General features: G+C 66.4%; 15 protein-coding genes and 1 tRNA gene. 14 read left to right on the forward strand and 2 right to left on the reverse strand.

Going from position 1 to position 22,111, the window contains the following annotated elements:
* Positions 1–33 precede the first annotated feature (33 nt).
* From selA to G3O06_RS18080, 4 genes are all read left to right on the forward strand, one after another.
* Positions 34–1,473: an L-seryl-tRNA(Sec) selenium transferase gene (selA, locus tag G3O06_RS18065; protein WP_205816993.1), complete on the forward strand. Its 1,440-nt coding sequence runs from the start codon at positions 34–36 to the stop codon at positions 1,471–1,473.
* Positions 1,470–3,395, forward strand: coding sequence for a selenocysteine-specific translation elongation factor (gene selB / locus G3O06_RS18070; protein WP_205816994.1), 1,926 nt, complete (start codon positions 1,470–1,472; stop codon positions 3,393–3,395). The genes selA and selB overlap by 4 nt, the downstream gene beginning before the upstream one ends.
* A gap of 31 nt (positions 3,396–3,426) precedes the next feature.
* Positions 3,427–3,522: transfer RNA gene (locus tag G3O06_RS18075), tRNA-Sec, on the forward strand.
* 78 nt (positions 3,523–3,600) lie between these two features.
* Positions 3,601–4,335 (forward strand): Fic family protein, encoded by a 735-nt coding sequence (locus G3O06_RS18080; protein ID WP_346779536.1) that lies wholly within the window; start codon positions 3,601–3,603, stop codon positions 4,333–4,335.
* Positions 4,336–4,634: 299 nt separating this feature from the next.
* Here the strand turns inward: G3O06_RS18080 and G3O06_RS18085 are convergent, their stop codons facing one another.
* Together G3O06_RS18085 and G3O06_RS18090 are read right to left on the reverse strand one after the other, a co-directional pair.
* Complete coding sequence (locus G3O06_RS18085; protein WP_205816995.1) at positions 4,635–6,035, reverse strand: ATP-binding protein; 1,401 nt, start codon at positions 6,033–6,035, stop codon at positions 4,635–4,637.
* Positions 6,022–6,708 carry a response regulator transcription factor gene (locus tag G3O06_RS18090; RefSeq protein WP_205816996.1) on the reverse strand — a complete coding sequence of 229 codons (687 nt, stop codon included), beginning with the start codon at positions 6,706–6,708 and terminating at the stop codon, positions 6,022–6,024. Before G3O06_RS18090 ends, G3O06_RS18085 begins: the two co-directional genes overlap by 14 nt.
* Before the next feature lie 136 nt (positions 6,709–6,844).
* On the opposite strand from G3O06_RS18090, the gene G3O06_RS18095 reads away from it, so the two are divergent.
* The 10 genes from G3O06_RS18095 to G3O06_RS49110 all read left to right on the forward strand — a co-directional run bounded on the left by G3O06_RS18095 (position 6,845) and on the right by G3O06_RS49110 (position 21,956).
* A complete protein-coding gene (locus tag G3O06_RS18095; RefSeq protein ID WP_205816997.1) occupies positions 6,845–7,522 on the forward strand; it encodes a response regulator transcription factor in 678 nt (225 codons plus the stop codon).
* 158 nt (positions 7,523–7,680) lie between these two features.
* A complete protein-coding gene (locus tag G3O06_RS18100) occupies positions 7,681–9,159 on the forward strand; it encodes an efflux transporter outer membrane subunit (protein WP_205816998.1) in 1,479 nt (492 codons plus the stop codon).
* Complete coding sequence (locus tag G3O06_RS18105) at positions 9,156–10,364, forward strand: efflux RND transporter periplasmic adaptor subunit (protein WP_205816999.1); 1,209 nt, start codon at positions 9,156–9,158, stop codon at positions 10,362–10,364. The genes G3O06_RS18100 and G3O06_RS18105 overlap by 4 nt, the downstream gene beginning before the upstream one ends.
* Positions 10,361–13,492, forward strand: coding sequence for an efflux RND transporter permease subunit (locus G3O06_RS18110; RefSeq protein ID WP_205817000.1), 3,132 nt, complete (start codon positions 10,361–10,363; stop codon positions 13,490–13,492). The genes G3O06_RS18105 and G3O06_RS18110 overlap by 4 nt, the downstream gene beginning before the upstream one ends.
* 512 nt (positions 13,493–14,004) lie before the next feature.
* The gene (locus tag G3O06_RS18115) at positions 14,005–16,143 is read left to right on the forward strand and encodes a TonB-dependent siderophore receptor (RefSeq protein ID WP_241020109.1); all 2,139 of its coding nucleotides are present in this window, start codon (positions 14,005–14,007) and stop codon (positions 16,141–16,143) included.
* A 762-nt stretch (positions 16,144–16,905) separates the two neighbouring features.
* Entirely contained in the window at positions 16,906–18,495 is a 1,590-nt protein-coding gene (locus G3O06_RS18120; RefSeq protein ID WP_205817002.1) for a PAS domain-containing hybrid sensor histidine kinase/response regulator, read from the forward strand.
* 27 nt (positions 18,496–18,522) lie between these two features.
* Positions 18,523–19,710 (forward strand): adenylate/guanylate cyclase domain-containing protein, encoded by a 1,188-nt coding sequence (locus tag G3O06_RS18125; RefSeq protein WP_174911205.1) that lies wholly within the window; start codon positions 18,523–18,525, stop codon positions 19,708–19,710.
* A gap of 471 nt (positions 19,711–20,181) precedes the next feature.
* Positions 20,182–20,436, forward strand: coding sequence for a LuxR C-terminal-related transcriptional regulator (locus G3O06_RS18130; protein WP_205817003.1), 255 nt, complete (start codon positions 20,182–20,184; stop codon positions 20,434–20,436).
* A 17-nt stretch (positions 20,437–20,453) separates the two neighbouring features.
* Positions 20,454–20,630, forward strand: a complete 177-nt coding sequence (locus G3O06_RS18135; protein ID WP_241020110.1) for a hypothetical protein — start codon at positions 20,454–20,456, stop codon at positions 20,628–20,630.
* Between the two features lie 198 nt (positions 20,631–20,828).
* On the forward strand, positions 20,829–21,956 hold the full coding sequence (locus G3O06_RS49110; protein ID WP_241020111.1) for a hypothetical protein: 1,128 nt from the start codon (positions 20,829–20,831) through the stop codon (positions 21,954–21,956).
* Positions 21,957–22,111: the final 155 nt, after the last annotated feature.

The raw sequence follows: 22,111 nt of genomic DNA on the forward strand, positions 1-22,111 counted from the left end.
CACTGCGAAGCATGAGACTGGAGCCACCACGACGTGACCGAACCCGGTGTAAATGAATTGAATGCCGTGCTGGCGCGCGTGCCGTCGGTCGAGCGCGTGTTGACGTCGGCACCGCTGCAACCGCTGCTCGCCGACTACGGTCGCACGCGCGTGCTGAACGCGGTGCGCGCCGAGCTCGACCGCTGGCGTACCGCCGCGCAGCACGATCCGACGTCGGCCGAACCGCTCGACGAGCCGCGCATCGCCGCGGCCGTCGCGCGCACGCTGGCCGCGCAGAGCACGGGCGCGGTGCGCGCCGTGTTCAACCTGACCGGCACCGTGCTGCACACGAACCTCGGGCGCGCGCTGTTGCCTGACGACGCGGTGCGCGCGGTGGTCGACGCACTCACGCGCCCGGTTAACCTCGAATTCGACCTCGCCACGGGCCGTCGCGGCGATCGCGACGACCTGATCGACGATCTGCTGTGCGAACTGACGGGCGCGGAAGCCGCGACCGTCGTCAACAACAACGCGGCGGCCGTGCTGCTGGCGCTGTCGGCGCTTGCGACGAAGCGGGAAGTCGTCGTGTCGCGCGGCGAACTGGTCGAGATCGGCGGCGCATTCCGCATTCCCGACATCATGAGTCGCGCGGGCGCCAAGCTGCGCGAGATCGGCACGACCAACCGCACCCATCTGCGCGATTACGCGGACGCAATCGGCCCGCGCACCGCGCTGCTGATGAAGGTGCACTGCAGCAACTACGCGATCAGCGGCTTCACGAAGGAGGCGACGCTCGCCGAACTCGCGCCGCTCGCGCGCGAGCACGGGCTGCCGGTTGCCGTCGATCTCGGCAGCGGCACGCTCGCCGACCTGTCGCAATGGGGCCTGCCGCACGAGACGACCGTGCAGGAAACCATTGCCGCCGGCGCAAACGTTGTCACGTTCAGCGGAGACAAGCTGCTCGGCGGGCCGCAGGCCGGCCTGATCGTCGGGGATCGCGCGCTGATCGCGAAGATCAAGAAACATCCGCTCAAGCGCGCGCTGCGCGTCGGCAAGCTGACGCTCGCGGCGCTCGAACCCGTGCTGCGTCTTTACCAGTCACCCGAGTTCCTGCGTGACCGGCTCACGACGCTGCGCCTGCTGACGCGCCCGCAGCGCGAGATCGCCGAGGCCGCCGAACGCGTGCGTCCGGCGCTGCAGGCCGCGCTCGGCAGCGGTTTCGACGTGACGGTCGAGCCGATGTTCAGCCAGATCGGCAGTGGCGCGCTGCCGGTCGACCAGTTGCCGAGTGCCGGGCTCGTCGTGCGCACGGCGGACGGCAAACGCGGCGGCCGCGCGCTTGCGCAACTCGAGAAACGGCTGCGCGAATGGCCGCGCCCGGTGATCGGCCGCGTGGCCGACAATGCACTGCGGCTCGACCTGCGCTGCCTCGAAGCCGCCGACGAGGCGGTGCTCGTCGCACAGTGCGTGCCGCCCGCAGGGACCGCTGCATGATCGTCGGTACCGCCGGACACATCGACCACGGCAAGACGACGCTGGCGCGCGCGCTGACGGGCGTCGATACCGATCGCCTGAAGGAAGAGAAGGCGCGCGGTATCTCGATCGAACTCGGTTACGCGTATACGCCGCTCGACAACGGCGACGTGCTCGGCCTGATCGACGTGCCGGGCCACGAGAAGCTGATTCATACGATGGCGGCCGGCGCGTGCGGGATCGACTTCGCGCTGCTCGTGATTGCCGCCGACGACGGTGTGATGCCGCAGACGCGCGAGCATCTCGCGATCCTGCAACTGCTCGGCGTCACGCATGGCGCCGTCGCGCTGACGAAGTGCGATCGCGTCGACGCCGCGCGCGTGGCGGAAGTGCGCGACGAGATCGTCACGTGGCTGAGCGATTCGACGCTGGCCGGCGTGCCGATCTTCGAAACGCGTGCGACGGCCGTGGACGATCCGGGCGTCGCCGCGTTGAAGCGTCACCTGGCCGACGCGGCGATCGCGTGGCGTGCCCGCCGCGACGACGGGCTGTTCCGGCTCGCGGTCGATCGCGTGTTTACGCTCGCGGGGCAGGGCACGGTCGTGACGGGCACCGCGTTCGCGGGCCGCGTAGCGACCGGCGACACGCTCGCGATCGTGCGTACGGGCGGCGCTGCGCGCGTGCGCAGCATCCATGCGCAGAACCGGCCGGTCGAGGCCGGCCGCGCGGGCGAGCGTTGCGCACTGAATCTGGCCGGGGTCGACAAGGCCGATGTCGAGCGGGGAGACACCGTCGCCGATGCGCGGCTCGTCGCGACGTCGCCGCGTCTCGACGTCGAGCTGACGCTGCTCGAGGATGCGGGGCTCACGCTGACGCACTGGGCGCCGCTGCACGTGCATCTCGGCACGCTGCATCGCGTTGCGCATGTCGCGCTGCTCGATGGCGATACGCTCGCGCCTGGCCAGCGGATGCGCGTGCAACTGATATTCGATGAGCCGGTGTTTGCGTTACCGGGCGACCGGTTCATCGTCCGCAATCCGCAGGCGACGCGCACGGTCGGCGGCGGCCGCGTGCTCGACCCGTTCGGGCCGGCGCGCAAGCGTCGGACGCCCGAGCGCCGCGCGTGGCTCGACGCGCTTGCCGAATGGCTCGACGAAGGGCGCCTCGATGCGCTGCTCGCGCAGGCGCCGCACGGCATCCCGCGCGCGATGCTCACGCATCTGACGGGTTTCGCGCCGAACGTGCTGGCGTTGCCGGATGACGCGCTGGCGATCGGGCAGCGCGACGTCGCGTCGAACGACGGTGCGGTGATTGCGCATGCGCACTGGCGTGCGTTGCAGATGCGGGCGATCGAGACGCTGCACACGTATCACGAGCGCATGCCCGACGAGCAGGGGCTCGACGCCGCGCGCTTGCGGCGGATGGCCGCGCCGCTCGCCGGCGATGCGCTGTGGCGCGCACTCGTCGATGCGCTGGTGGCCGGCGGCGAAGTTGCGCGAAGCGGGCCGTGGCTGCACCTGCCGTCGCATTCGGTGAGCCTCGAGCCGCGTGAGGAAGCGCTGGCGCGGCAACTGCTGCCGCTGATTCATGCAGGGCGCTTCGATCCGCCGTGGGTGCGCGACCTGGCCCGCGACGCGGGCGCGGCCGAGGACGCGGTGCGTACCTTGCTGCGCAAGCTCGCGCGGCGCGGCGACGTGCACCAGGTCGTGCGCGACCTGTTCTATCACGCGGACGTCGTGCGCGAGCTTGCGGAGCTGGTCGCGCATCTCGCGCCGTCGCGCGACGACGGGCTCGATGCCGCGGCTTTTCGCGACGCGACGGGGCTCGGCCGCAAGCGCGCGATCCAGATTCTCGAGTTCTTCGATCGGGTTGGGTATACTCGCTTCCACCGCGATCTTCACTTCCTGCGGCCTGACAGCGGTTGGGCGGGTATTCAGGCGTAGGCGCTCGTTGTTCTTTTGGTTCTTTTCCCACGGAAGGCATTCGTATCCGGTGGTACGGCCGGGCTTCAAACTCGGTTGGGGGTGTCAGACACTCCCGGGTAGGTTCGACTCCTGCTGCCTTCCGCCAGTCGCCATTCCAGATGGGGGAGTAAAATGGCCCGCATTGGTCGAGATTGGTGATTTCATGGATTCGTCCGTACCGCTTCTGCTGGAAGCCGTTGATGCCGACAAGGCCAGGCTGGATGCGGCGCGCCCGCTTCCGCCGCATACGCTGGCGTCATTGCGCGAAAAGCTGATGCTGGAGTGGACATATCATTCGAATGCGATCGAGGGCAACACGCTGACGTTGCGGGAAACGAAGGTCGTGCTGGAAGGCATTACGGTTGGCGGCAAGTCGCTGCGCGAGCATTTCGAAGCCACGAATCATCGCGACGCGATTCTCTATGTCGAAGAAATCGTCGGCAAGCAGGAGACGCTTTCCGAATGGCAGATCCGGAATATTCACGGGCTGGTACTGAAGGGTATCGACGACGGCGAGGCGGGCAGGTATCGCCGGGAGAACGTCGTGATCGCTGGCGCAAGCACGACGCCACCGGATTTCCTGCATGTGCCGGCTGAAATGGCCGCGCTCATCGATTGGGACACGCAGGCGGGGGCGATGCATCCCGTGGCACGTGCCGCCGAACTGCATACGCGGTTCGTCAAGATCCATCCGTTTGTCGACGGCAATGGAAGAACAGGGCGGTTGCTGCTGAATTTCGAACTGATGAAGTCCGGCTATCCGCCTGCCGTCATTCGCAAGGAAGATCGGCTGGCTTACTACGATACGCTGGACGAGGCGTGCACAACTGACGACTACAGCGGCATTGCGCGCCTGGTGGCCGAGTCCGTCCAGCGCTCGCTCGATGTCTACCTCGGCGTGCTTGGATTGCGCACGTAGGCGAGCAATCCAGAACGCCTACCGGGACGGCCCGATCACTGGGGCGTCCCGTCTCGGCCGGTTACTTCGACTCCTGCTGCCTTCCGCCAGTCGCCGTGAACGCGGCAACCCCGTCCACCGCATCACAACCAGATAAACCTGCACGAACCCGTTCGTCGAAGCGGCGCTTCGTGCGCGACCGCATGTCGTGGCGCCTGCGCGGGCGGTCGTCGACGCTCGTCTGCAGCCCGGCGCGGTGCATCCTGCCTGACGCGTGAGCGTCGAAAGATGCTGGAAGGCCAGGGCGTCGGCACGTCCGGCTACACCGGCGCCGTGCTGTCCGGCGCGCGGCCGCGTTCCGCGCGCGCGCGTGGCGCATGCAACGTGACGCTGCAGCCGACGTCGACGTCGTTGAAGCGCAGCGTCATCCCGTGCATCGTCGCGATCGCGGCAGCGAGACTGAGCCCGAGGCCGCTGCCGGCCGTATGGCGGCTCGTCTCCGCACGATAAAAGCGCCGCAGTACCGCCTGCCGCTCGTCCGGCGCGATGCCCGGGCCGTTGTCTGCGATCGTGATACCAACCCCCGCCGAATCGCGAAACGGCTGGATCGACACGTGGCCGCCATCCGGCGCGAACTTGATCGCGTTGTCGACGAGATTGGCCAATGCCTCGAACAGCAGGTTGCGGTCGCCCTGCAATTCGAACGAAACATCCGGCACGCGCCGATAGTCGAGCGTAATGTGCTTGTTCTCGGCGGTTGGTTCGTAGTACTCGACGACGTCGTCGGTGACGGTGGCGAGATCCACGATGGAAAAATTCTGCTGGCGCGCGTGCGATTCGATTTCGGAGATGCGCAACAGTGCATTGAACGTGTGCAGGATGCTGCCGGCCTCGGCGATCGTGTCGTCGATTGCGGCGCGATAATCGGCCTCGCTGCGCGCGCGCCGCTGCGCGCGTTCGAGCCCCGCGAGCAGGCGCGTGAGCGGCGTACGCAGGTCGTGCGCGATTGCGTCGCACACGCCCTTGACCTCGTGCATCAGCCGCTCGATCTCGTCCAGCATGCCGTTGACGACATGCACGAGCCGCCCCATGTCGTCGTGTTTCGTATGGACCGGCAGCCGCAGGCTCAGGTTGCCGGACACGATCTCCTCGATCGAGCGCGTGACGGCGTCGAGCCGCCGCACCGCGCCGACGCCGACGAACGCGGCGCCGACGAGCCCCGTCAGCAGCATCAGCAGCCCGGCCGTCGCGAGCACGTGCAGCAGTTCCTCGTCGAAGTGATCGAGCTCGCGCGTGTTCTGGCATTGGAGCGCGGTGCGGCCGTCCGGCAACTGCGCGGCGATGCAGCGGCCCGGAACGCGGCGCTCCCCGCTCACGGTCAGTCGCATCGAAAAAGGCTTGTCGAAAACCGGGATCGGCGGGCGCTCGCCCATGTAGCCGCCCGCGACGTGCCTGCCCTGCGCGTCGAACAGGCCGAACGGCCGCTGCTGGCGCGGATCGAACTGGCTCTGGTGCGTGAAGCGCGCGGCGAGGTCGGCGTTGGCGTCGCGCACGGTGGCGGCGTGTTCGCGCACCAGCCAGTCGTCGATGCGTTCCGTCTCGAAGCCGGTGATCTCGACGTACAGATACGCGAACAGCACGAGCGACACGATGCCGAACATCGCGAGGAACAGCGTCGCGAGCCGGAAGCTGGTGGTGCGATGGAGGTCAGTCAGTTGCACGGAGCGTATATCCCGAGCCGCGTACCGTCCGGATCAGCGACAGCGCGCCGGTCGGATCGAGCTTCTTGCGCAGGCGGCTGACATGCACGTCGATCACGTTGGTGCGCTCGTCGAGCCGATAGCCCCAGACGGCCTCGAACAGCATCGTGCGGCTCACGGTCTGGTCGGCATGCCGCATCAGGAATTCGAGCAGCAGGTATTCGCGCGGCAGCAGCGCGACCGGCCGCCCGGCGCAGGTGACTTCGCGCGTCAGCAGGTCGAGCGACAGCGGCCCGACCTGGTAGGCGTGCTCGGCGCTCGCGGGCGCATCGCGCCGGCGCATCAGCGCGTCGAGGCGGGCCGTGAGCTCGATGAAGTCGAACGGCTTCGTCAGGTAGTCGTCGCCGCCCGCGCGCAGGCCGCGCACGCGCTCGTCGACCGCGGACAGCGCGCTCAGGATCAGCACGGGCGTGGTCACGCCGGCGCTGCGGATCGCCGCGAGCATGCCGAGCCCCTCGAGGCCGCCGGGCAGCATCCGGTCCAGCACGATCGCGTCGTACTGCTTCGCGACCGCGAGCATGAGGCCGTCGCGGCCCGTTCGCGCGGATTCGACCGTCCAGCCGTAGTCGGTGAGCGCGGAGACGATTTCGTCGAGGGTCTGATGATCGTCTTCGACGACCAGGAGTGTGGGCATCAGGGATCCGCCAGGGAAGGTGCATCGGCTCGCCGGTCGCGCGCGAAGCGTAAACTAGGCGCTGGCAGTATGCGCCGGCTTGTCCGACATCCGGTTCGCGCCAACATGAAATAAATTTAACCTAAATCGTTCCAGCATGCGGATCCTGATCGTCGAAGACGACGCGCGCGGCGCGCAGTTCATCGCGCGCGGCCTGACCGAGAGTGGCCACGTCGTGGATACGGCGGGCGACGGCGCGCTCGGCCTCGCGCTTGCGCGTGAGGGCATCTACGACGTGATCGTCACCGATCGGAAGCTGCCGGGGCTCGACGGCATCGAGCTGGTGCAGCGCCTGCGCGAGCACGATCGCGCGACGCCGGTGCTGATGCTGTCCGCGATCGCGGGCCTGGGCGACCGCGTCGCCGGGATCCGCGCCGGCTGCGACGACTATCTCGCCAAGCCGTATGCGTTCGCGGAGTTGCTGGCGCGCGTCGAGGCGCTGGCGCGCCGAGCCGACCGCTCGCGGCTGCAAGACGAATTGCGCGTGGCCGACCTGTCGCTCGACCGCCGCACGCGCCGTGCGAGCCGAGGCGGCCGCGACCTGCAGCTGCAGCATCGCGAATACCTGCTGCTCGAGTGCCTGATGCGCCATGCGGGGCAGGTCGTCACGCGCAGCATGCTGCTCGAGGCGGCCTGGGACTACCAGTTCGAGCCGCGCGGCAATGTGATCGACATGCACATGCACCGGCTGCGCGGCAAGGTCGACCGCGATTTCGCGCAGCCGCTGATTCATACCGTCGTCGGCGCCGGCTACATGGTGCGCGCGGGCGACTGAGCCGGCACGCGGCGCACGCCGCCGCGCATGAAATATAGTTCATCTTCGAGCGAAAGGCCGGACAGGAACGCGTCGCTATCCTCGTCGCATCATAGTTGCGAGGGAGTCGCTCCATGCTTCGGTCGAACGGTTCGCCGCCTTGGCGCGCCGCAACCCGCATGTCGGTTCGTTGCCGGGCCGCCGCCACGTTGCTGGCGGCTTCGCTTGCGCTGGCAGGCTGTTCGTTCGTGCCCGCCTACCAGCGGCCGGCCCAGGCCGCGCCCGCCGCGTGGAACGACGCCGCGCAGGCGTCGCTCGCCGGTACCGTGCCGGTGGCGAGCGGCTGGTGGCGCGCGTATGGCGACACCGCGCTCGATGCGCTTGTCGAGCGCGGCCTGCAGCACAACTATTCGCTCGCGTCGGCGCTTGCCAGTGTCGACGAGGCACGCGCCAACGCGGAAAAGGCCGGCGCGCCGCTCTATCCGTCGCTATCGCTGAACGGTACGTTCGACCGTAGTCATCACCGCAGCGGCAGCAGCGGTTCGTCGGGCTCGGGAAGTTCGAGCCGCAGCCAGAGCCTGTTCGCCGAGGCGAGCTATGAGATCGATTTCTGGGGCCGCAACGCGGCCAACGCAAACGCGGCGGGCATGCTCGCGCAAGCCGCGGGCTTCGACCGCGACACGGTCGCGCTGACCCTGACCGCATCGATCGTCGATACCTATTTCCAGGTGCAGAGCCTGCGGCAGCGCGTGGCGCTCGCGCAGTCGATCTCGGCGAATGCCGCGCGCATCCTCGCGTTGCTGCAGGCCCAGCGGGCGGCGGGCGTCGCGACCGAGCTGCAGGTGCAACAGCAGCGCAACGTGCTCGCGAGCTTCGACGCGACGATCCCGGCGCTGCGCCAGCAGCTCGGGCAGAACCTCCATCTGCTCGCGACCCTCGTCGGTGCTGTGCCCGAGGGCTTCGACGTCGCGGCGGTGCCGCTCGCGGGTATCGCGGTGCCGCAACCGCGCCCGAACCTGCCGGCCAGTCTGCTCGACACGCGCCCGGACATTCGCGCGTCCGAAGCGCGCTTGCAGGCGGCCAACTACGACGTCGGGGCGGCGCGCGCCGCGTTCTTTCCGAACCTCGTGCTGACGGCTGACGGCGGGCTGAGCAGCAGTGCGCTGTCGCATTTCCTGTCGAGCCCGTTCGCGAGCGTGGCCGCCGCGCTGACCGCGCCGATCTTCGACGGTGGTGCGCTGCGTGGGCAACTGCACGCGACCGAGGCGGCGTCCGCGAAGAGCGTCGCCGACTACCGGCAGACGATCGTCACCGCGCTGCAGGACGTCGAGGACATGCTGAGCGCTGCGTCGCAGCAGCAGCAGGTCGAGACGGCCGACCAGGAGGCCGCCGATGCAGCGGGCAAGGCCGCGCAGCTCGCCGAGGCGCAGTACCGCAGCGGCACCGTCGATTTCCTCACCGTGCTCGATACGCAGCGTACGCGCTACCAGTCCGACGACGCGCTCGTGCAGACGCGCCTGGCGCGGCTGCAGGCCTCCGTCGGATTGTTCCGTGCGTTCGGCGGCGGCTTCGGCGTGACGGAACGCGCGCCGGCCGTGGCCAGCGCGATCGCTCCCGCCGCGTTGCCCGACACTTCATCCCATTCCCTCGTGCCATGAATCACGCTGCCGATCTTCCTCCGCAACAACCGCCGCGGCGCGGCCGCCGCCTTTCGCCCGGGTTCGCCGTCGGCGCCGCCGCCGCGCTCGCACTCATCGTCTGGTGGCAGTGGCCGAGACAAGCGGCACATGCCGCCGTGCCGGCCGTGCCCGTCGTCGCCGGCCATCCGGTGCTGGCCGATTTCCCGATCCGTGCCGTCGCGGTCGGCACCGTGCAGGCGCGCAACGCTGTTGACGTGAAGGTCCGCGTCGATGGCCAGTTGCAGCGTGTGCTGTTCGCAGAAGGACAGGACGTCAAGGCCGGCCAGGTGCTCGCGCAGCTCGACCAGGGGCCGCTCACTGCCCAGTTGCACCAGGCGGAGGCGACGCAAGGCAAGGATCAGGCAAGTCTCGAGAACGCAAAGCTCGATTTCGACCGCTATTCGAAGCTCGTCGGCATCGGCGCGGCGACGACGCAGAGCGTCGATACGGCGCGCGCGCAGGTCGAGGCGCTTGCGGCGACGGTCGCGGCCGATGCGGCGATCGTGCAGAACGATCGCCTGCAACTGGGCTTCACGACGCTGACGGCGCCGTTCGCCGGGCGCGTCGGCGCGCGCGAGGCCGATCTCGGCGCGATCGTGCATCCGGGCGACGCGACGGGCATCGTGACCGTTACGCAGATGGAGCCGATCGACGTGCAGTTCTCGGTGCCGCAGGACGTGCTGCCCGACGTGCTGGCCGGCCAGCAGAGCGCGCCGTTGCCCGTGACCGTCACGGCACGCACGGGCGGCGCGCCGCTCGCGCAGGGCACGTTGAGCTTCATCGACAGCCAGGTCGACCGCACCACCGGCCAGATCAAGCTGAAGGGCGCGTTTGCCAACACCGATCGCAAGCTGTGGCCGGGCGAGCTCGTCAATGCGCAGGTGCTGCTGCGCACCGACCGCCAGCGGCTCGCGGTGCCGAGCCGCGCGATCGTCAACACGCAGGCGGGCCCACAGCTCTTTGCGATCGATGCGTCGGGCAAGGCGCAACTGCGCGCGGTGCGCACGGGTGCCGCGGTCGACGGGATGATGGAGATCGTGAGCGGCGTCGCTGCCGGCGATCTCGTCGTGTTCGAAGGACAGAGCCGCCTCAATCCGGGGACGCCGGTTGCGGCGAAGCGCGTCGACGCGCGCGATGAAGCCGCGGCACCCGCGCCGGCTGCCACGCTGGACGCATCGTCATGAGCCTGCTCGAACTGTTCATCCGCCGGCGCATCGCGACGTCGTTCCTCGCGCTCGCGGTGCTGCTCGTCGGGCTCGTCGCGTACTTCATGCTGCCCGTCGCGCCGCTGCCGCAGGTCGATTTCCCGACCATCCAGGTCGTCGCGAAGCTGCCGGGCGCGAGCGCGGACACGATGGCGACTTCGGTCGCGACGCCGCTCGAGCGGCAGCTGTCGAACATCTCCGGTATCACGCAGATGACATCGTCGAGCTCGCTCGGCACGACCTCGATCGCGATCCAGTTCGATTTGTCGCGCGACATCAACAGCGCGGCGCAGGACGTGCAGACGGCGATCAACGCGGCCGGCGGCACGCTGCCGAAGAACCTGCCGAACCCGCCGACCTACGAGAAGGTCAACCCGGCGGACTTCACGATGTTGTCGCTGGCGCTGACCTCGCCGTCGCTGACGCTCACGCAGCTCGACAGCTATGCGGAGAACTTTCTCGCACAGCAGATCTCGCAGATGCCCGGCGTCGGCCTCGTCGATTTCCACGGGCAGCAGCGGCCGTCGGTGCGGATTCGCATCGACCCGGACAAGCTCGCGGCCCGCGGGCTCACGCTGGAGGACGTGCGCTCGATCGTCGGCGTGCAGACCGTCAACGCGCCGAAGGGCAACCTCAACGGCCCGGACCGCTCGGTCGTGCTCAATGCGACCGACCAGCTCACGTCGGCGGCGAGCTACCGCAATCTGGTCGTGGCCTGCAAGAACGGCGCACCGGTGCGGCTCGACGATCTCGGTACCGTGGTCGAGGCGGCGGAGGACACGCAGCAGGCCGCCTGGCTGCAGCACGAGCGCGCGATCATCATCGACGTGCACAAGCAGCCGGGCTACAACGTTGTCCAGACGATCCGCAACATCACGTCGCGCCTGCCGCAGCTCGAGGCGTCGTTGCCCGCGGCCGCGCACGTGCACGTGGTCGGCGACCGCACGCAGACGATCGACGCGTCGGTGCACGACGTGCAGTTCACGCTGATGCTGACGATCGCGCTCGTCGTGATGGTGATCTTTTCGTTCCTGCGCAACGTGTGGGCCACCGTGATTCCGAGCCTCACCATCCCGCTGTCGCTGGTCGCGACGTTCGGCGTGATGTATCTGCTCGACTACAGCCTCGACAACCTGTCGCTGATGGGGCTCACGATCGCGGTGGGCTTCGTTGTCGACGATGCGATCGTCGTGATCGAGAACGTGATGCGCCACATCGAGGAGGGCGTGCCGAAGATGCGTGCCGCGCTGCTTGGCGCGCGCGAGGTGCGCTTCACGATCGTGTCGATGACGATCTCGTTGATCGCCGTGTTCATCCCGATCCTGATGATGGGCGGCATCGTCGGCCGTTTGTTCCGCGAATTCGCGGTGACGGTGAGCGTCGCGATCGTAATGTCGGCGCTGGTGTCGCTGACCGTCACGCCGATGCTGTGCGGCTGGCTGATTCGCCCGCCGGGCTCGGACGGCGGCCGGCTGCGCACGCTCGAACGCTGGCTCGAAGTCGCGTTCGTCGCGGTCGAACGCCGTTACGAGCGCGGCCTCGACTGGGCGCTCGCGCATCGCAAGACGATGCTCGCGGTGACCGTCGCGACCGTCGCGCTGACGGCCGCGCTGTTCGTCCATATGCCGAAGGGCTTCTTCCCGCAGGAGGATTCGGGGCTGATCATGGGAGTCGCGCAGGCCGCGCCCGACATCTCGCCGCAGGCGATGGCGCAGAAGATGCAGCAGCTCGGCCGCATCGTCGAGGCCGATCCGGCCGTCGACAACACCTATTACTGGATCGGCCCGAATCCCACCGTGAGCCAGGGGCGCGTGATGATCAACCTGAAGCCGTTCGGCGTGCGCACGGCGAGTGCGACGCAGGTGCTCGCGCGGTTGCGGCCGAAGCTGGCGAAGGTGACGGGCATTACGCTGTCGATGCAGGTCAGGCAGGACATCCAGGTCGGCGGACGGATCAGCGCCGCGCAATACCAGTACACGCTGCAGGACGCGGACGTGCAGGAGCTGAACCTGTGGGCGCAGCGCCTGACGAAGCGTTTTGCCACGCTGCCGCAACTGACCGACGTGACGTCCGACCAGCAGGCGTCGGCGACGAGCGCGACGATCGTGATCGACCGCAACACCGCGTCGCGCTTCGGCATCACCGCGCAGGCGATCGACGACACGCTGTACGACGCGTTCGGCCAGCGCCAGATCGCGACGCTCTTCACGTCGCTGAACCAGTATCACGTCGTGGAGGAGGTCGATCCGGCCTTCCAGTTGACGACCGACGCGCTCGCGCACCTGTACGTGCGTTCTCCGCTGACAAACGAACTCGTGCCGATGAACGTGCTGGTGAGCATCGAGAACAACGTGTCGCCGATCTCGGTCAACCACCAGGGGCTGTTCCCGGCCGTGACGATCTCGTTCAATCTCGCACCGGGGCAATCGCTCGGCAACGCGGTCGCGGCCATTCGCGCGGCGGAGGCGGCTGCGTCCAAGCCCGATACGCTCTCGGGCACGTTCCAGGGCACGGCCCAGGCGTTCCAGGCTTCGCTCGCGAGTGAGCCGTACCTGATTCTCGCCGCGCTCGTCGTCGTGTACCTCGTGCTCGGGATGCTGTATGAGAACCCGATCCATCCGCTGACGATCATCTCGACGCTGCCGTCGGCGGGCGTCGGGGCGTTGCTTGCGTTGCAGCTCTTCGGGCAGGATCTGTCGATCATGGGCATGATCGGCATCATCCTGCTGATCGGCATCGTCAAGAAGAACGCGATCATGATGATCGACTTCGCGCTGGTGGCCGAGCGCGAGCAGGGCCTCGCGCCGGCCGCGGCGATCCGCCAGGCCTGCGTGCTGCGCTTCCGGCCGATCATGATGACGACGCTTGCCGCGCTGTTCGGCGCGCTGCCGCTCGCGATCGGGCATGGCGCGGGCGCCGAGTTGCGCGTGCCGCTGGGCATTGCGATCGTCGGCGGGCTGATCCTGTCGCAACTGCTGACGCTGTTCACGACGCCCGTCGTCTACCTGTATTTCGACCGGCTGGCGCGGCGTTTTGAACGCGGTGCGGAAGACGACGATTCGTTGCTCGAGCCGGTGACGGTGACGGAGACGGAGCGGTTGCCGTGACGGCAAAGTGTCGCCGCGGTTCCGATTGATCCTCGGATTTTTTCCCGCGACGCTGCATGGTCCGCTTTTTGCGCGGGAGTGCGGGCGATGGGCCAAGGTACAGCCAGCTCATGCGCAACGGCTACAACACGAGCCGTCTGCCCGCCGCAGGCGTCGCGCGGATCGCCAGTTATACCCACCGCTGGTGTTCAGGAACCGCGTGATGTGCCGTGGAGGCGGACCGGAGCTCCACCGGACCCTGGATCCGTTTGCTTCGACAAGGCGCCGCGGAGTCTCACGAGATCCAGGCAGGAGATTTCGAAGTTCGTAAATGCGAATAATGTTGCGAATCATTATCGTTACATGTATCTTTCCGAACAATTTCAAGACACATGCTGTGCATCCGCACAGCGCTCGGAGAGCAGGTGGGGGAGGTCATGTCGTTACGGCAACAAGTCGAATCCGGCCGGGTGTTGAGGTCGTCCGGCTCCGCGTCCGGTTTTCGCCGGTCAATTTATTTCGCAGTCCATTCGATGTTCGCGATGACGGTCGCATCGACGTGCGCCGGCCAGGCCCATGCGCAGACGTCGGCCGGCTTCCCGTCAGGCGCGTCCGGCACCGACGCGACGGTGCTGCCGGCGCTCGACGTGCGCGCGTCATCGCTCGATCCGACCGCCGCATACGCGGGCGGCCAGGTGACGCGCGGCGCGCGGGCCGGGCTGCTCGGCGACAGGCGTAACACCGACCTGCCGTTCAGCGTATCGAGCTATACGGCGCGACACATCGCCGACGTGCAGGCCGCGACCCTCGCCGACGTGCTGAACCGCGATGCGTCGACGCGCTTCACCGGCCAGACCGGCGGCGTGACCGATTCGTTCTTCATTCGTGGCTTTCCGATCAATGAAGGCAACGTGAGCGAAGTCGCGTTCGACGGCGTCTATGGCGTGTCGCCGAACTATCACCTGTTCAAGGAATACATCGAGCGCGTCGAGGTGTTGAAGGGCCCGGCCGCGCTGCTATACGGCATGTCGCCGAACGGCGGTGTCGGCGGTGTTGTCAATGTCGTGCCGAAGCGGCCGCTCGGCCAGGATCTCACCCGCTTGACCGCCGACTATACGTCCGACGCGCAGGTCGGCGGCGCGATCGACGTGAGCCGCCGCTTCGGCAGCGACCGGCAGTTCGGCGTGCGCTTCAACGGCCTGCACCGCCAAGGGTCGACGCCACTCGACAACCAGCGTTCGCGTGCGGAGGTCGGCGCGCTGTCGCTCGACTACCAGGGCGAGCGCTTGCGCGCGTCGCTCGACGTGATCGAGCAGTATCAGTGGATCGACTCGCCGACGCGGCCGTTCGTCGTCGCGTCGGGTATCCCGGTGCCGGCCGCGTCGGAAGGGCGTCGCAACGTCACCCAGCCTTGGGCCTGGTACAAGTCGAACGACACGTCGGTGCTGCTGCATGCCGAGTACGACATCAACGATCGCGTGACTGCGTTCGCCGACGTCGGTGCCGCCAAATCCGACGTGTCGCGGCTGTCCGACCAGACGCCGACGATCCTGAACGCACAGGGCGATACGTCCGCCGTCGTGCAGAACTGGAAGTTCCAGGTCAACCGGTCGAGCGCGGATACCGGTGTGCGCGCGCGCTTCAATACTGGCGCGCTCAGTCATGCGGTCGTCCTGCAGGCGAACGTCTATCGCGACCGGATTGCGAGCGCGAGCGTCAGCGGCGCGACGGTACGGTCGAATCTCTATGCTCCGGTCGTGAGTCCCCCGCAGGATATCGCTTCGCCGGCGGCGGTGCCGAAGGTGTCGGATTCGACACTGTATGGCGTCGCGGTGGCCGACACGATCGGCGCATTCGACGAGCGCGTGCAGCTCACGCTGGGTGTGCGGCAGCAATACGTGAAGTCGAACAACTTCAACGCGACGACCGGTGCGAAGTCCGCGTCGTACAACGACAGCGCCGTGACGCCACTCGTCGGGCTCGTCGTGAAACCGTGGCGCGGCGTGTCGTTTTACGCAAACTACATCGAAGGGTTGAGCAAAGGTGACGTCGCGCCGTCCGTCGCGTCAAACGCAGGACAGGTCTTTGCGCCGTACAAGACGAAGCAGCAGGAAGTCGGTGTGAAGATCGATTCAGGCAGCGTGGCCGCTACGCTGGCCGCGTTCCGGATCACCAAGCCGAGCGGCCAGCTGTTCGGTACCGTGTACGCGGTCGACAGCGAACAGCGCAACCAGGGGCTCGAACTGTCCGTGTCCGGCGAGCCAATGCGCGGCGTGCGCGCACTGGCCGGCGTCACGCTGCTCGACGCGACGCTGACGAAGACGAATAGCGCGGCGACACAAGGCAATCGTCCGGTCGGCGTACCGAACGTGATGGCAAATGTCGGCCTCGAGTGGGATGTGCCGCGTGCGACGGGATTCACGCTGACAGGCGGCGTCAACTACACCGGCCGCGAATACGTGAACCAGGCGAACACGCAGTCCGTGGCGTCGTGGACCACCGTCGATCTTGGCGCACGCTATCGCACCCGGCTGTACGGCAAGCAAACCGTGTTTCGGGCCGGTATCGCCAATGTGTTCGATCGCAAGTACTGGTCGGGCGTCGCGTCGTACGGCACGATCTCGCTTGGCGCGCCGCGTACGCTCTATTTGTCCGCGTCGGCCGATTTTTGACGCACTCGATATAGCACGCGTGAGCGCTAGCCTTCAAGTGTGGAGGCTACCGAACATGGCTAACGGAATTGCATCATCTCCGTAGCGGCCTTTTGCTTGCCGCCCGGGTCGTCTGCGGCTGTGAGCTCTCACGCGCCAGCACCGTTCGCAAAGCCGTGGCGGCTTGTGGGGAGACTCCCGAGGGTAGCAGGGGCCATGGGAAATCTTGTCGGGAATATGCTCGGAGACCCTTGCCGGCATTGCATTGGCGTCGAGATTGGATTGCTGCCGGGGTAAATATGGGTAGGGTCGCGGATAGGAAGCCATCTGCGATCGAGGGAGTCTTGCCGAGTGCGCCTGTGCACGCGGCAGTTGGCGTCTGCGGCCTTCCACCACTCAAGGCTTACCGGGTATTCCGATAGCTTCTGCAACGCCCTTGATATCCTTGATCTCAAGGTTGTCCATGGGTAGCGATGTGGGTTTGTGGAAGGGGAAGGCGACACAGCTGGACGACAGTTGCTCGCCATATCGCCGGATACCAACGTGACGCTTCGTGAAGCAACGGCAGCGATGATCCGCGCACCCTTGCACACTGCCTCGCACTAGGCGCATTGTTAATGCTCGCGAGACGGTAAGGGCAACGTCGTGACAATGCGCCCGGGTGGACTCGCTATCGAATGTCGTCAGACGGATCGCTTCTGATCCCGGAAGCGCCTGGACCCGTCCCCACGGGGTTCAGTGGCTTCGTCCCGGTTGCCGCGGTGTTTGATTTGGGGTTGCATCATGAAACAACCGCTCGTATCGACGAATCGCTCTTGTCCGGAAATCGAAGCTGACGTCGAGCGGCGTTTCAGGTCGTTTGCAGATGCGATACCCCATATCGTATGGACGGCCGGTCCCGATGGCTCGGTCGACTACGTCAACCGGCGGATCGAGAAGTATACGGAGCTGGGGTTTGCTCAAGTGGAGGGGTGGAACTGGATGTCGACGATACATCCGGATGACGTGCAATCCGAAGTCGCGCACTGGGAGCGCGCGATTGAAAGCGGTACTGAATATGAAATCGAAGTGCGCATATGGCGAATGTCCGATTGCACCTATCGATGGCACCTGGAACGTGCATCGCCGTTGAAGGATGCGAACGGCAATATCGTGAAGTGGGTGGGAACCGTCACCGACATCGATGATCGCAAGCAAGCCCTGGCCGCGGCCGAGCGAGCCAACCGTGCGAAATCGGACTTCCTGTCCAGCATGAGCCACGAGTTGCGCAGCCCGCTCAATGCGATTCTCGGGTTCGCCCAACTGATGGCGACCGATTCTCCATCGCCGACCTCGTCGCAACAGGCGAGCATCGACCAGATTCTGCGGGCAGGATGGCATCTGCTCGAACTGATCAACGACGTGCTCGATCTCGCGAAGATCGACGCCGGGCAAGTGGCAATCTCGCCTGAATCCGTATCGCTGGACGACGTCCTGCGAGAGTGCGAATCGATGATCGTGACGCAGGCGCTGCAACGGGGTATCACGATGACCTTTCCGCAGGTCGGGACGTCATGTCATGTCCGCGCCGACCGCACGCGCGTCAAGCAGGTCCTGATCAATCTGCTGTCGAACGCGGTCAAGTACAACTGCCCGTCGGGCGCGGTCGACGTTACCTGCAGCGTGCCCGTGCCGGGTCGGGTTCGCGTGAGTGTCAGCGACACGGGCCCGGGCCTGTCTCTGGAGCAGGTGGGCGGGCTCTTCCAGGCGTTCAACCGCCTGGGACAGGAAGCCGGCGCAGAAGAGGGTACGGGCATCGGCCTGGTGGTCGCAAAGCGGCTGATGGAGTTGATGGGTGGCGGCATCGGTGTCGACAGTACGCCCGGCAAGGGGAGTGTCTTCTGGATCGAACTGGATTCGGCGCCTGCGCCAGACATGGCGCCGACACTCGCCGCACAGCCCGACACGCCGGCCTCGGGCGCGACCGGCAACGATGCAGCCGGGGCGTCCGTGCATACCGTGCTCTACGTCGAGGACAATCCGGCCAACCTGAAGCTCGTCGAGCAACTGATCGCGCGGCGCGCGGACCTGCGCATGCTCGGTGCCCCGACTGGCCGGCTCGGTGTGGAACTGGCGCGCAGCGTGCAGCCGCGGGTGATCGTGATGGACATCAACCTGCCCGACATCAGCGGGATCGAAGCACTCGACCTGTTGCGCAAGTATCCCGAGACGGCGGACATTCCCGTCATCGCGCTCAGTTCGAATGCGATGCCGCATGACGTGGAGCAAGGCCTGGAGGCGGGTTTCTTCCGCTATCTGATCAAGCCGATCAAGATCGCCCCCTTCATGCGTGCACTTGTTGAAGCCATTGCGCTGGCGACGGCGCGGAAATAGTGTGGACAGGTCATCAGGGCTGGAACCATGATCGATTCGTCAGCGATTCTCGACGCCCGGATCCTGGTCGTCGATGATCTGGAGGCCAATATCCTGCTGCTCGAGCAGATCCTGCGCCGGGCTGGGTATGCACGCGTCGAATCGACAGCGGATGCCTCCGCCGTCCATGAACTTCATCGCCGGCACCACTACGATCTGATCCTGCTCGATCTGCAGATGCCCGGCACTGACGGTTTCCAGGTGATGGAAAACCTGAAGTCGCTCGAGGCGGACAGCTATCTCCCGGTCATCGTGATCACCGCCCAGCCGGCCCACAAGCTGCGCGCGTTGCAGGTCGGCGCGAAGGACTTCATCAGCAAGCCATTCGATCTGGCGGAAGTGCTGATGCGGGTTCGCAACATGCTGGAAGTGCGGTTGCTGCACCGGGAGTTGCGCAAGCGCGGTGACGCGCTCGAGCAGAAGGTGCGGGAGGTGGAGGCGAGCCATGCGCTGATTCACCGCCAGAGTAGCGAGTTGCAGAGCCTGTATGCGAAGGTCGTGGCCGAGCAGAAGGTGTCGGAGCGGCTGCTGCTCAATATGCTGCCCTATCCGATCGCCGAGCGGCTGAAGGTGCATCTCGACGACATCGCCGGGAGTTTTCCGGAAGTGATCGCGGACCGCTTCGCCGACGTGTCGGTATTGTTCGCGGATATCGTGGACTTCACCGGCTTCTCGGCCGGCATGCGTCCCGAGCAGCTCGTCGAAATGCTCAACGAGATCTTTACCAGCTTCGACACCATTGCCGACCATCGCGGCCTCGAGAAGATCAAGACGATTGGCGACGCGTACATGGCGGCTGCGGGGCTGCCCGTTCCCGCTGCGGATCACGCGACGCGGGCCGCGCACATGGCGCTCGACATGATCGATGCGCTGGCCCGGTTCAACGCGGTCAGACGCTGCAACCTGAAATTGCGAATTGGCATCAACAGCGGCGAGGTCGTGGCCGGCGTGATCGGCAAGCGCAAGTTCATCTACGACCTGTGGGGAGCAGCCGTCAATCTCGCGAGCAGGATGGAATCGCAGGGCGTTGCCGGGCGCGTGCAGGTGACGGAGGCGACGCGAGCCATGCTGGGTGAATCGTTCGTCTTCGAGGAGCGTGGCTTGATCGCGGCGAAAGGCATGGGCGAATTCCGCACGTGGTTCCTGGTCGGCAGAGCCGGCTTGTCGCCAATTTGAGGCTGCGCATTCGATCCGGGATTTGAACCCGTGTGGTCGATTGCCTCATCTCGAATTTACGAATGAAAGTTTCTATTTTGTTTTTAATTTGAAAAATAATAAACAAAAACGTGAATTCACTAATAAAATCTAATTCCGATGCATGTCCGGTCGACCGATTCAATCAGTGATATCAATCATCATGCGAAATCGAGCGGGGGGCGTATGATGCATCGTCCCGATCGCCCTGAATTCAAATAGCCGGCACACGGCTGCCCCGACCATCTCGCAGCCGAGAATAATCAGAAAAAGTCGTTTTATAACGGGCGACCCGGAAACAACAAAGCAGTCTCAAGCGCATCCGCCTTGGCATGTCGCGTGCACCAGGAGAGATGTCCGGTCGCCGGTGAGGTTGTCGTGAATATTCGAAGGAGACCGCTGCTCCCGTGACAAAAAAGGGGATGCCCTTTCAATTGTCGACGGGGATCCATCTTGAAACTCACTGCACGCGAGACAGTCGTGTTGGGCTTGATCGCGCAAGGCCTGACCGATCGTGAAATCGCGGTCGAACTGGCCGTTTCCGTATATACCGCGCGTAAGCATCGCGAAAATCTCCTCGATAAATTCGGCTTCAGGAAATCGGCGCAACTGACCATGCGCTATTTCATTCTTTTTCCTGACGTGCTCAAAAAAACGGTATCCAGCGTCGTCCTGACCCGTTCTCGGCGCGCGAACGCGAGATCCTGAACCTGCTTGCGGCCGGCATGAGCGACAAGCAGGTCGCCCGCGCGCTCGGCATCAGCGACCAGACCGCCCGCAAGCATCGCGCGCATCTTCTCCGCAAGACCGCCTCGCCCAACATCTGCGCGCTCCTCCATACGGCCGTGTGTTCCGGCTGGCTAACCGACCCATTTCCCGTTGCGAAGCCCGGCTCGCCGTAGCGAGACGCATACCGCATTTGCCGTATGGAACCGGCTGGGCCCGACTTGCAGAATCGACTTGCCGATTCGTCCGATGTTTCCTTTGACCCATGCGTAGCGGGCCAATGGAGGCGTCGCCGGCCGGCATGTCGACGGTGCACGCGACGCAGGGCCTGCGGCTCGTGTGCCGACAGTTTCCTCTTCATCAAGGACTCGAAAATGACTCATGTACACCATGCATTGCCGGGGGTACCGCTCGCTGTTTCGGGACACGTTCCGGCTTACGCGACGACGGTTGCACAAGGGGAGTTCGCGCCGCAGGGCATTGGCGGCGCGGTCATCGGCACCGCTGCGCCGGTGCTCGGCGAATTGCTCGGCCGGCTCGGCGGGCTGCTGCCGTTCGCGGCGCAACCGCAGGCGGCATTCGCCCCGCAAGGCGTGTTCGGCGACATCCTGAAGTCGGTCGCGCCCACTGTCGGGACGGTCGCGGGCCAACTGGGCGGGCTGCTGCCGTTCTCGGCCCAGCCGCAGGTGGCGTTTGCCCCGCAAGGCGTGTTCGGCGACATCCTGAAGTCGGTCGCGCCCACTGTCGGGACGGTCGCTGGCCAACTGGGCGGGCTGCTGCCGTTCTCGGCCCAGCCGCAGGTGGCGTTTGCCCCGCAAGGCGTGTTCGGCGACATCCTGAAGTCGGTCGCGCCCACGGTCGGGACGGTCGCGGGCCAACTGGGCGGGCTGCTGCCGTTCTCGGCCCAGCCGCAGGCGACGTTCGCGCCGCAAGGCATCGGCGGCGCGGTCATCGGTACGGCTGCCCCGGTGCTCGGTGAGCTGCTTGGCCGGCTCGGCGGGCTGCTGCCGTTCGCCGCGCAACCGCAAGCGGCGTTCGCCCCGCAAGGCGTGTTCGGCGACATCCTGAAGTCGGTTGCGCCCACCGTCGGCACGGTCGCCGGGCAACTGGGTGGCCTGCTGCCGTTCTCGGCCCAGCCGCAAGCCGCGTTCGCACCGCAAGGCATCGGCGGCGCGGTCATCGGTACGGCTGCCCCGGTGCTCGGTGAGCTGCTTGGCCGGCTCGGCGGGCTGCTGCCGTTCGCCGCGCAACCGCAGGCGGCGTTCGCCCCGCAAGGCGTGTTCGGCGACATCCTGAAGTCGGTTGCGCCCACCGTCGGCACCGTCGCCGGCCAACTGGGCGGGCTGCTGCCGTTCTCGGCCCAGCCCCAGGCGGTGTTCGCGCCGCAGGGTATCGGCGGCACCGTCATCGGTACCGCCGCGCCGGTGCTGGGCGAACTGCTCGGCCGGCTCGGCGGGCTGCTGCCGTTCTCCGTGATGCCCGCCCAGCCGGTATTCCACTGACCTGTCGCAACGATAGACCTGCGCCACCCTGCGGCCCCCGCGGGGGCGCACTCGACGGACGCGCGTCGCGCAACGATCCGATCGCTTCGGGATGCGCGTCCGTCGCTTGCGACCGACTGACCCATGGCGTGCCTCGAGTGTCGCGCCGCGAAGGA

The organism is Burkholderia sp. Ac-20345 (genome assembly GCF_017104825.1).
GTDB classification, from domain to species: Bacteria; Pseudomonadota; Gammaproteobacteria; order Burkholderiales; family Burkholderiaceae; genus Burkholderia; species Burkholderia lata_B.

Excerpts from the sequence above, each read along its gene's own strand:
- selB (WP_205816994.1), top strand. The coding sequence starts at position 1,470 with ATGATCGTCGGTACCGCCGGACACATCGACCACGGCAAGACGACGCTG.
- G3O06_RS18090 (WP_205816996.1), bottom strand. The coding sequence starts at position 6,708 with ATGCCCACACTCCTGGTCGTCGAAGACGATCATCAGACCCTCGACGAA.
- G3O06_RS18095 (WP_205816997.1), top strand. The coding sequence starts at position 6,845 with ATGCGGATCCTGATCGTCGAAGACGACGCGCGCGGCGCGCAGTTCATC.
- G3O06_RS18100 (WP_205816998.1), top strand. The coding sequence starts at position 7,681 with ATGTCGGTTCGTTGCCGGGCCGCCGCCACGTTGCTGGCGGCTTCGCTT.
- G3O06_RS18105 (WP_205816999.1), top strand. The coding sequence starts at position 9,156 with ATGAATCACGCTGCCGATCTTCCTCCGCAACAACCGCCGCGGCGCGGC.
- G3O06_RS18110 (WP_205817000.1), top strand. The coding sequence starts at position 10,361 with ATGAGCCTGCTCGAACTGTTCATCCGCCGGCGCATCGCGACGTCGTTC.
- G3O06_RS18115 (WP_241020109.1), top strand. The coding sequence starts at position 14,005 with ATGTTCGCGATGACGGTCGCATCGACGTGCGCCGGCCAGGCCCATGCG.
- G3O06_RS18120 (WP_205817002.1), top strand. The coding sequence starts at position 16,906 with ATGAAACAACCGCTCGTATCGACGAATCGCTCTTGTCCGGAAATCGAA.
- G3O06_RS18125 (WP_174911205.1), top strand. The coding sequence starts at position 18,523 with ATGATCGATTCGTCAGCGATTCTCGACGCCCGGATCCTGGTCGTCGAT.
- G3O06_RS18135 (WP_241020110.1), top strand. The coding sequence starts at position 20,454 with ATGAGCGACAAGCAGGTCGCCCGCGCGCTCGGCATCAGCGACCAGACC.
- G3O06_RS49110 (WP_241020111.1), top strand. The coding sequence starts at position 20,829 with ATGACTCATGTACACCATGCATTGCCGGGGGTACCGCTCGCTGTTTCG.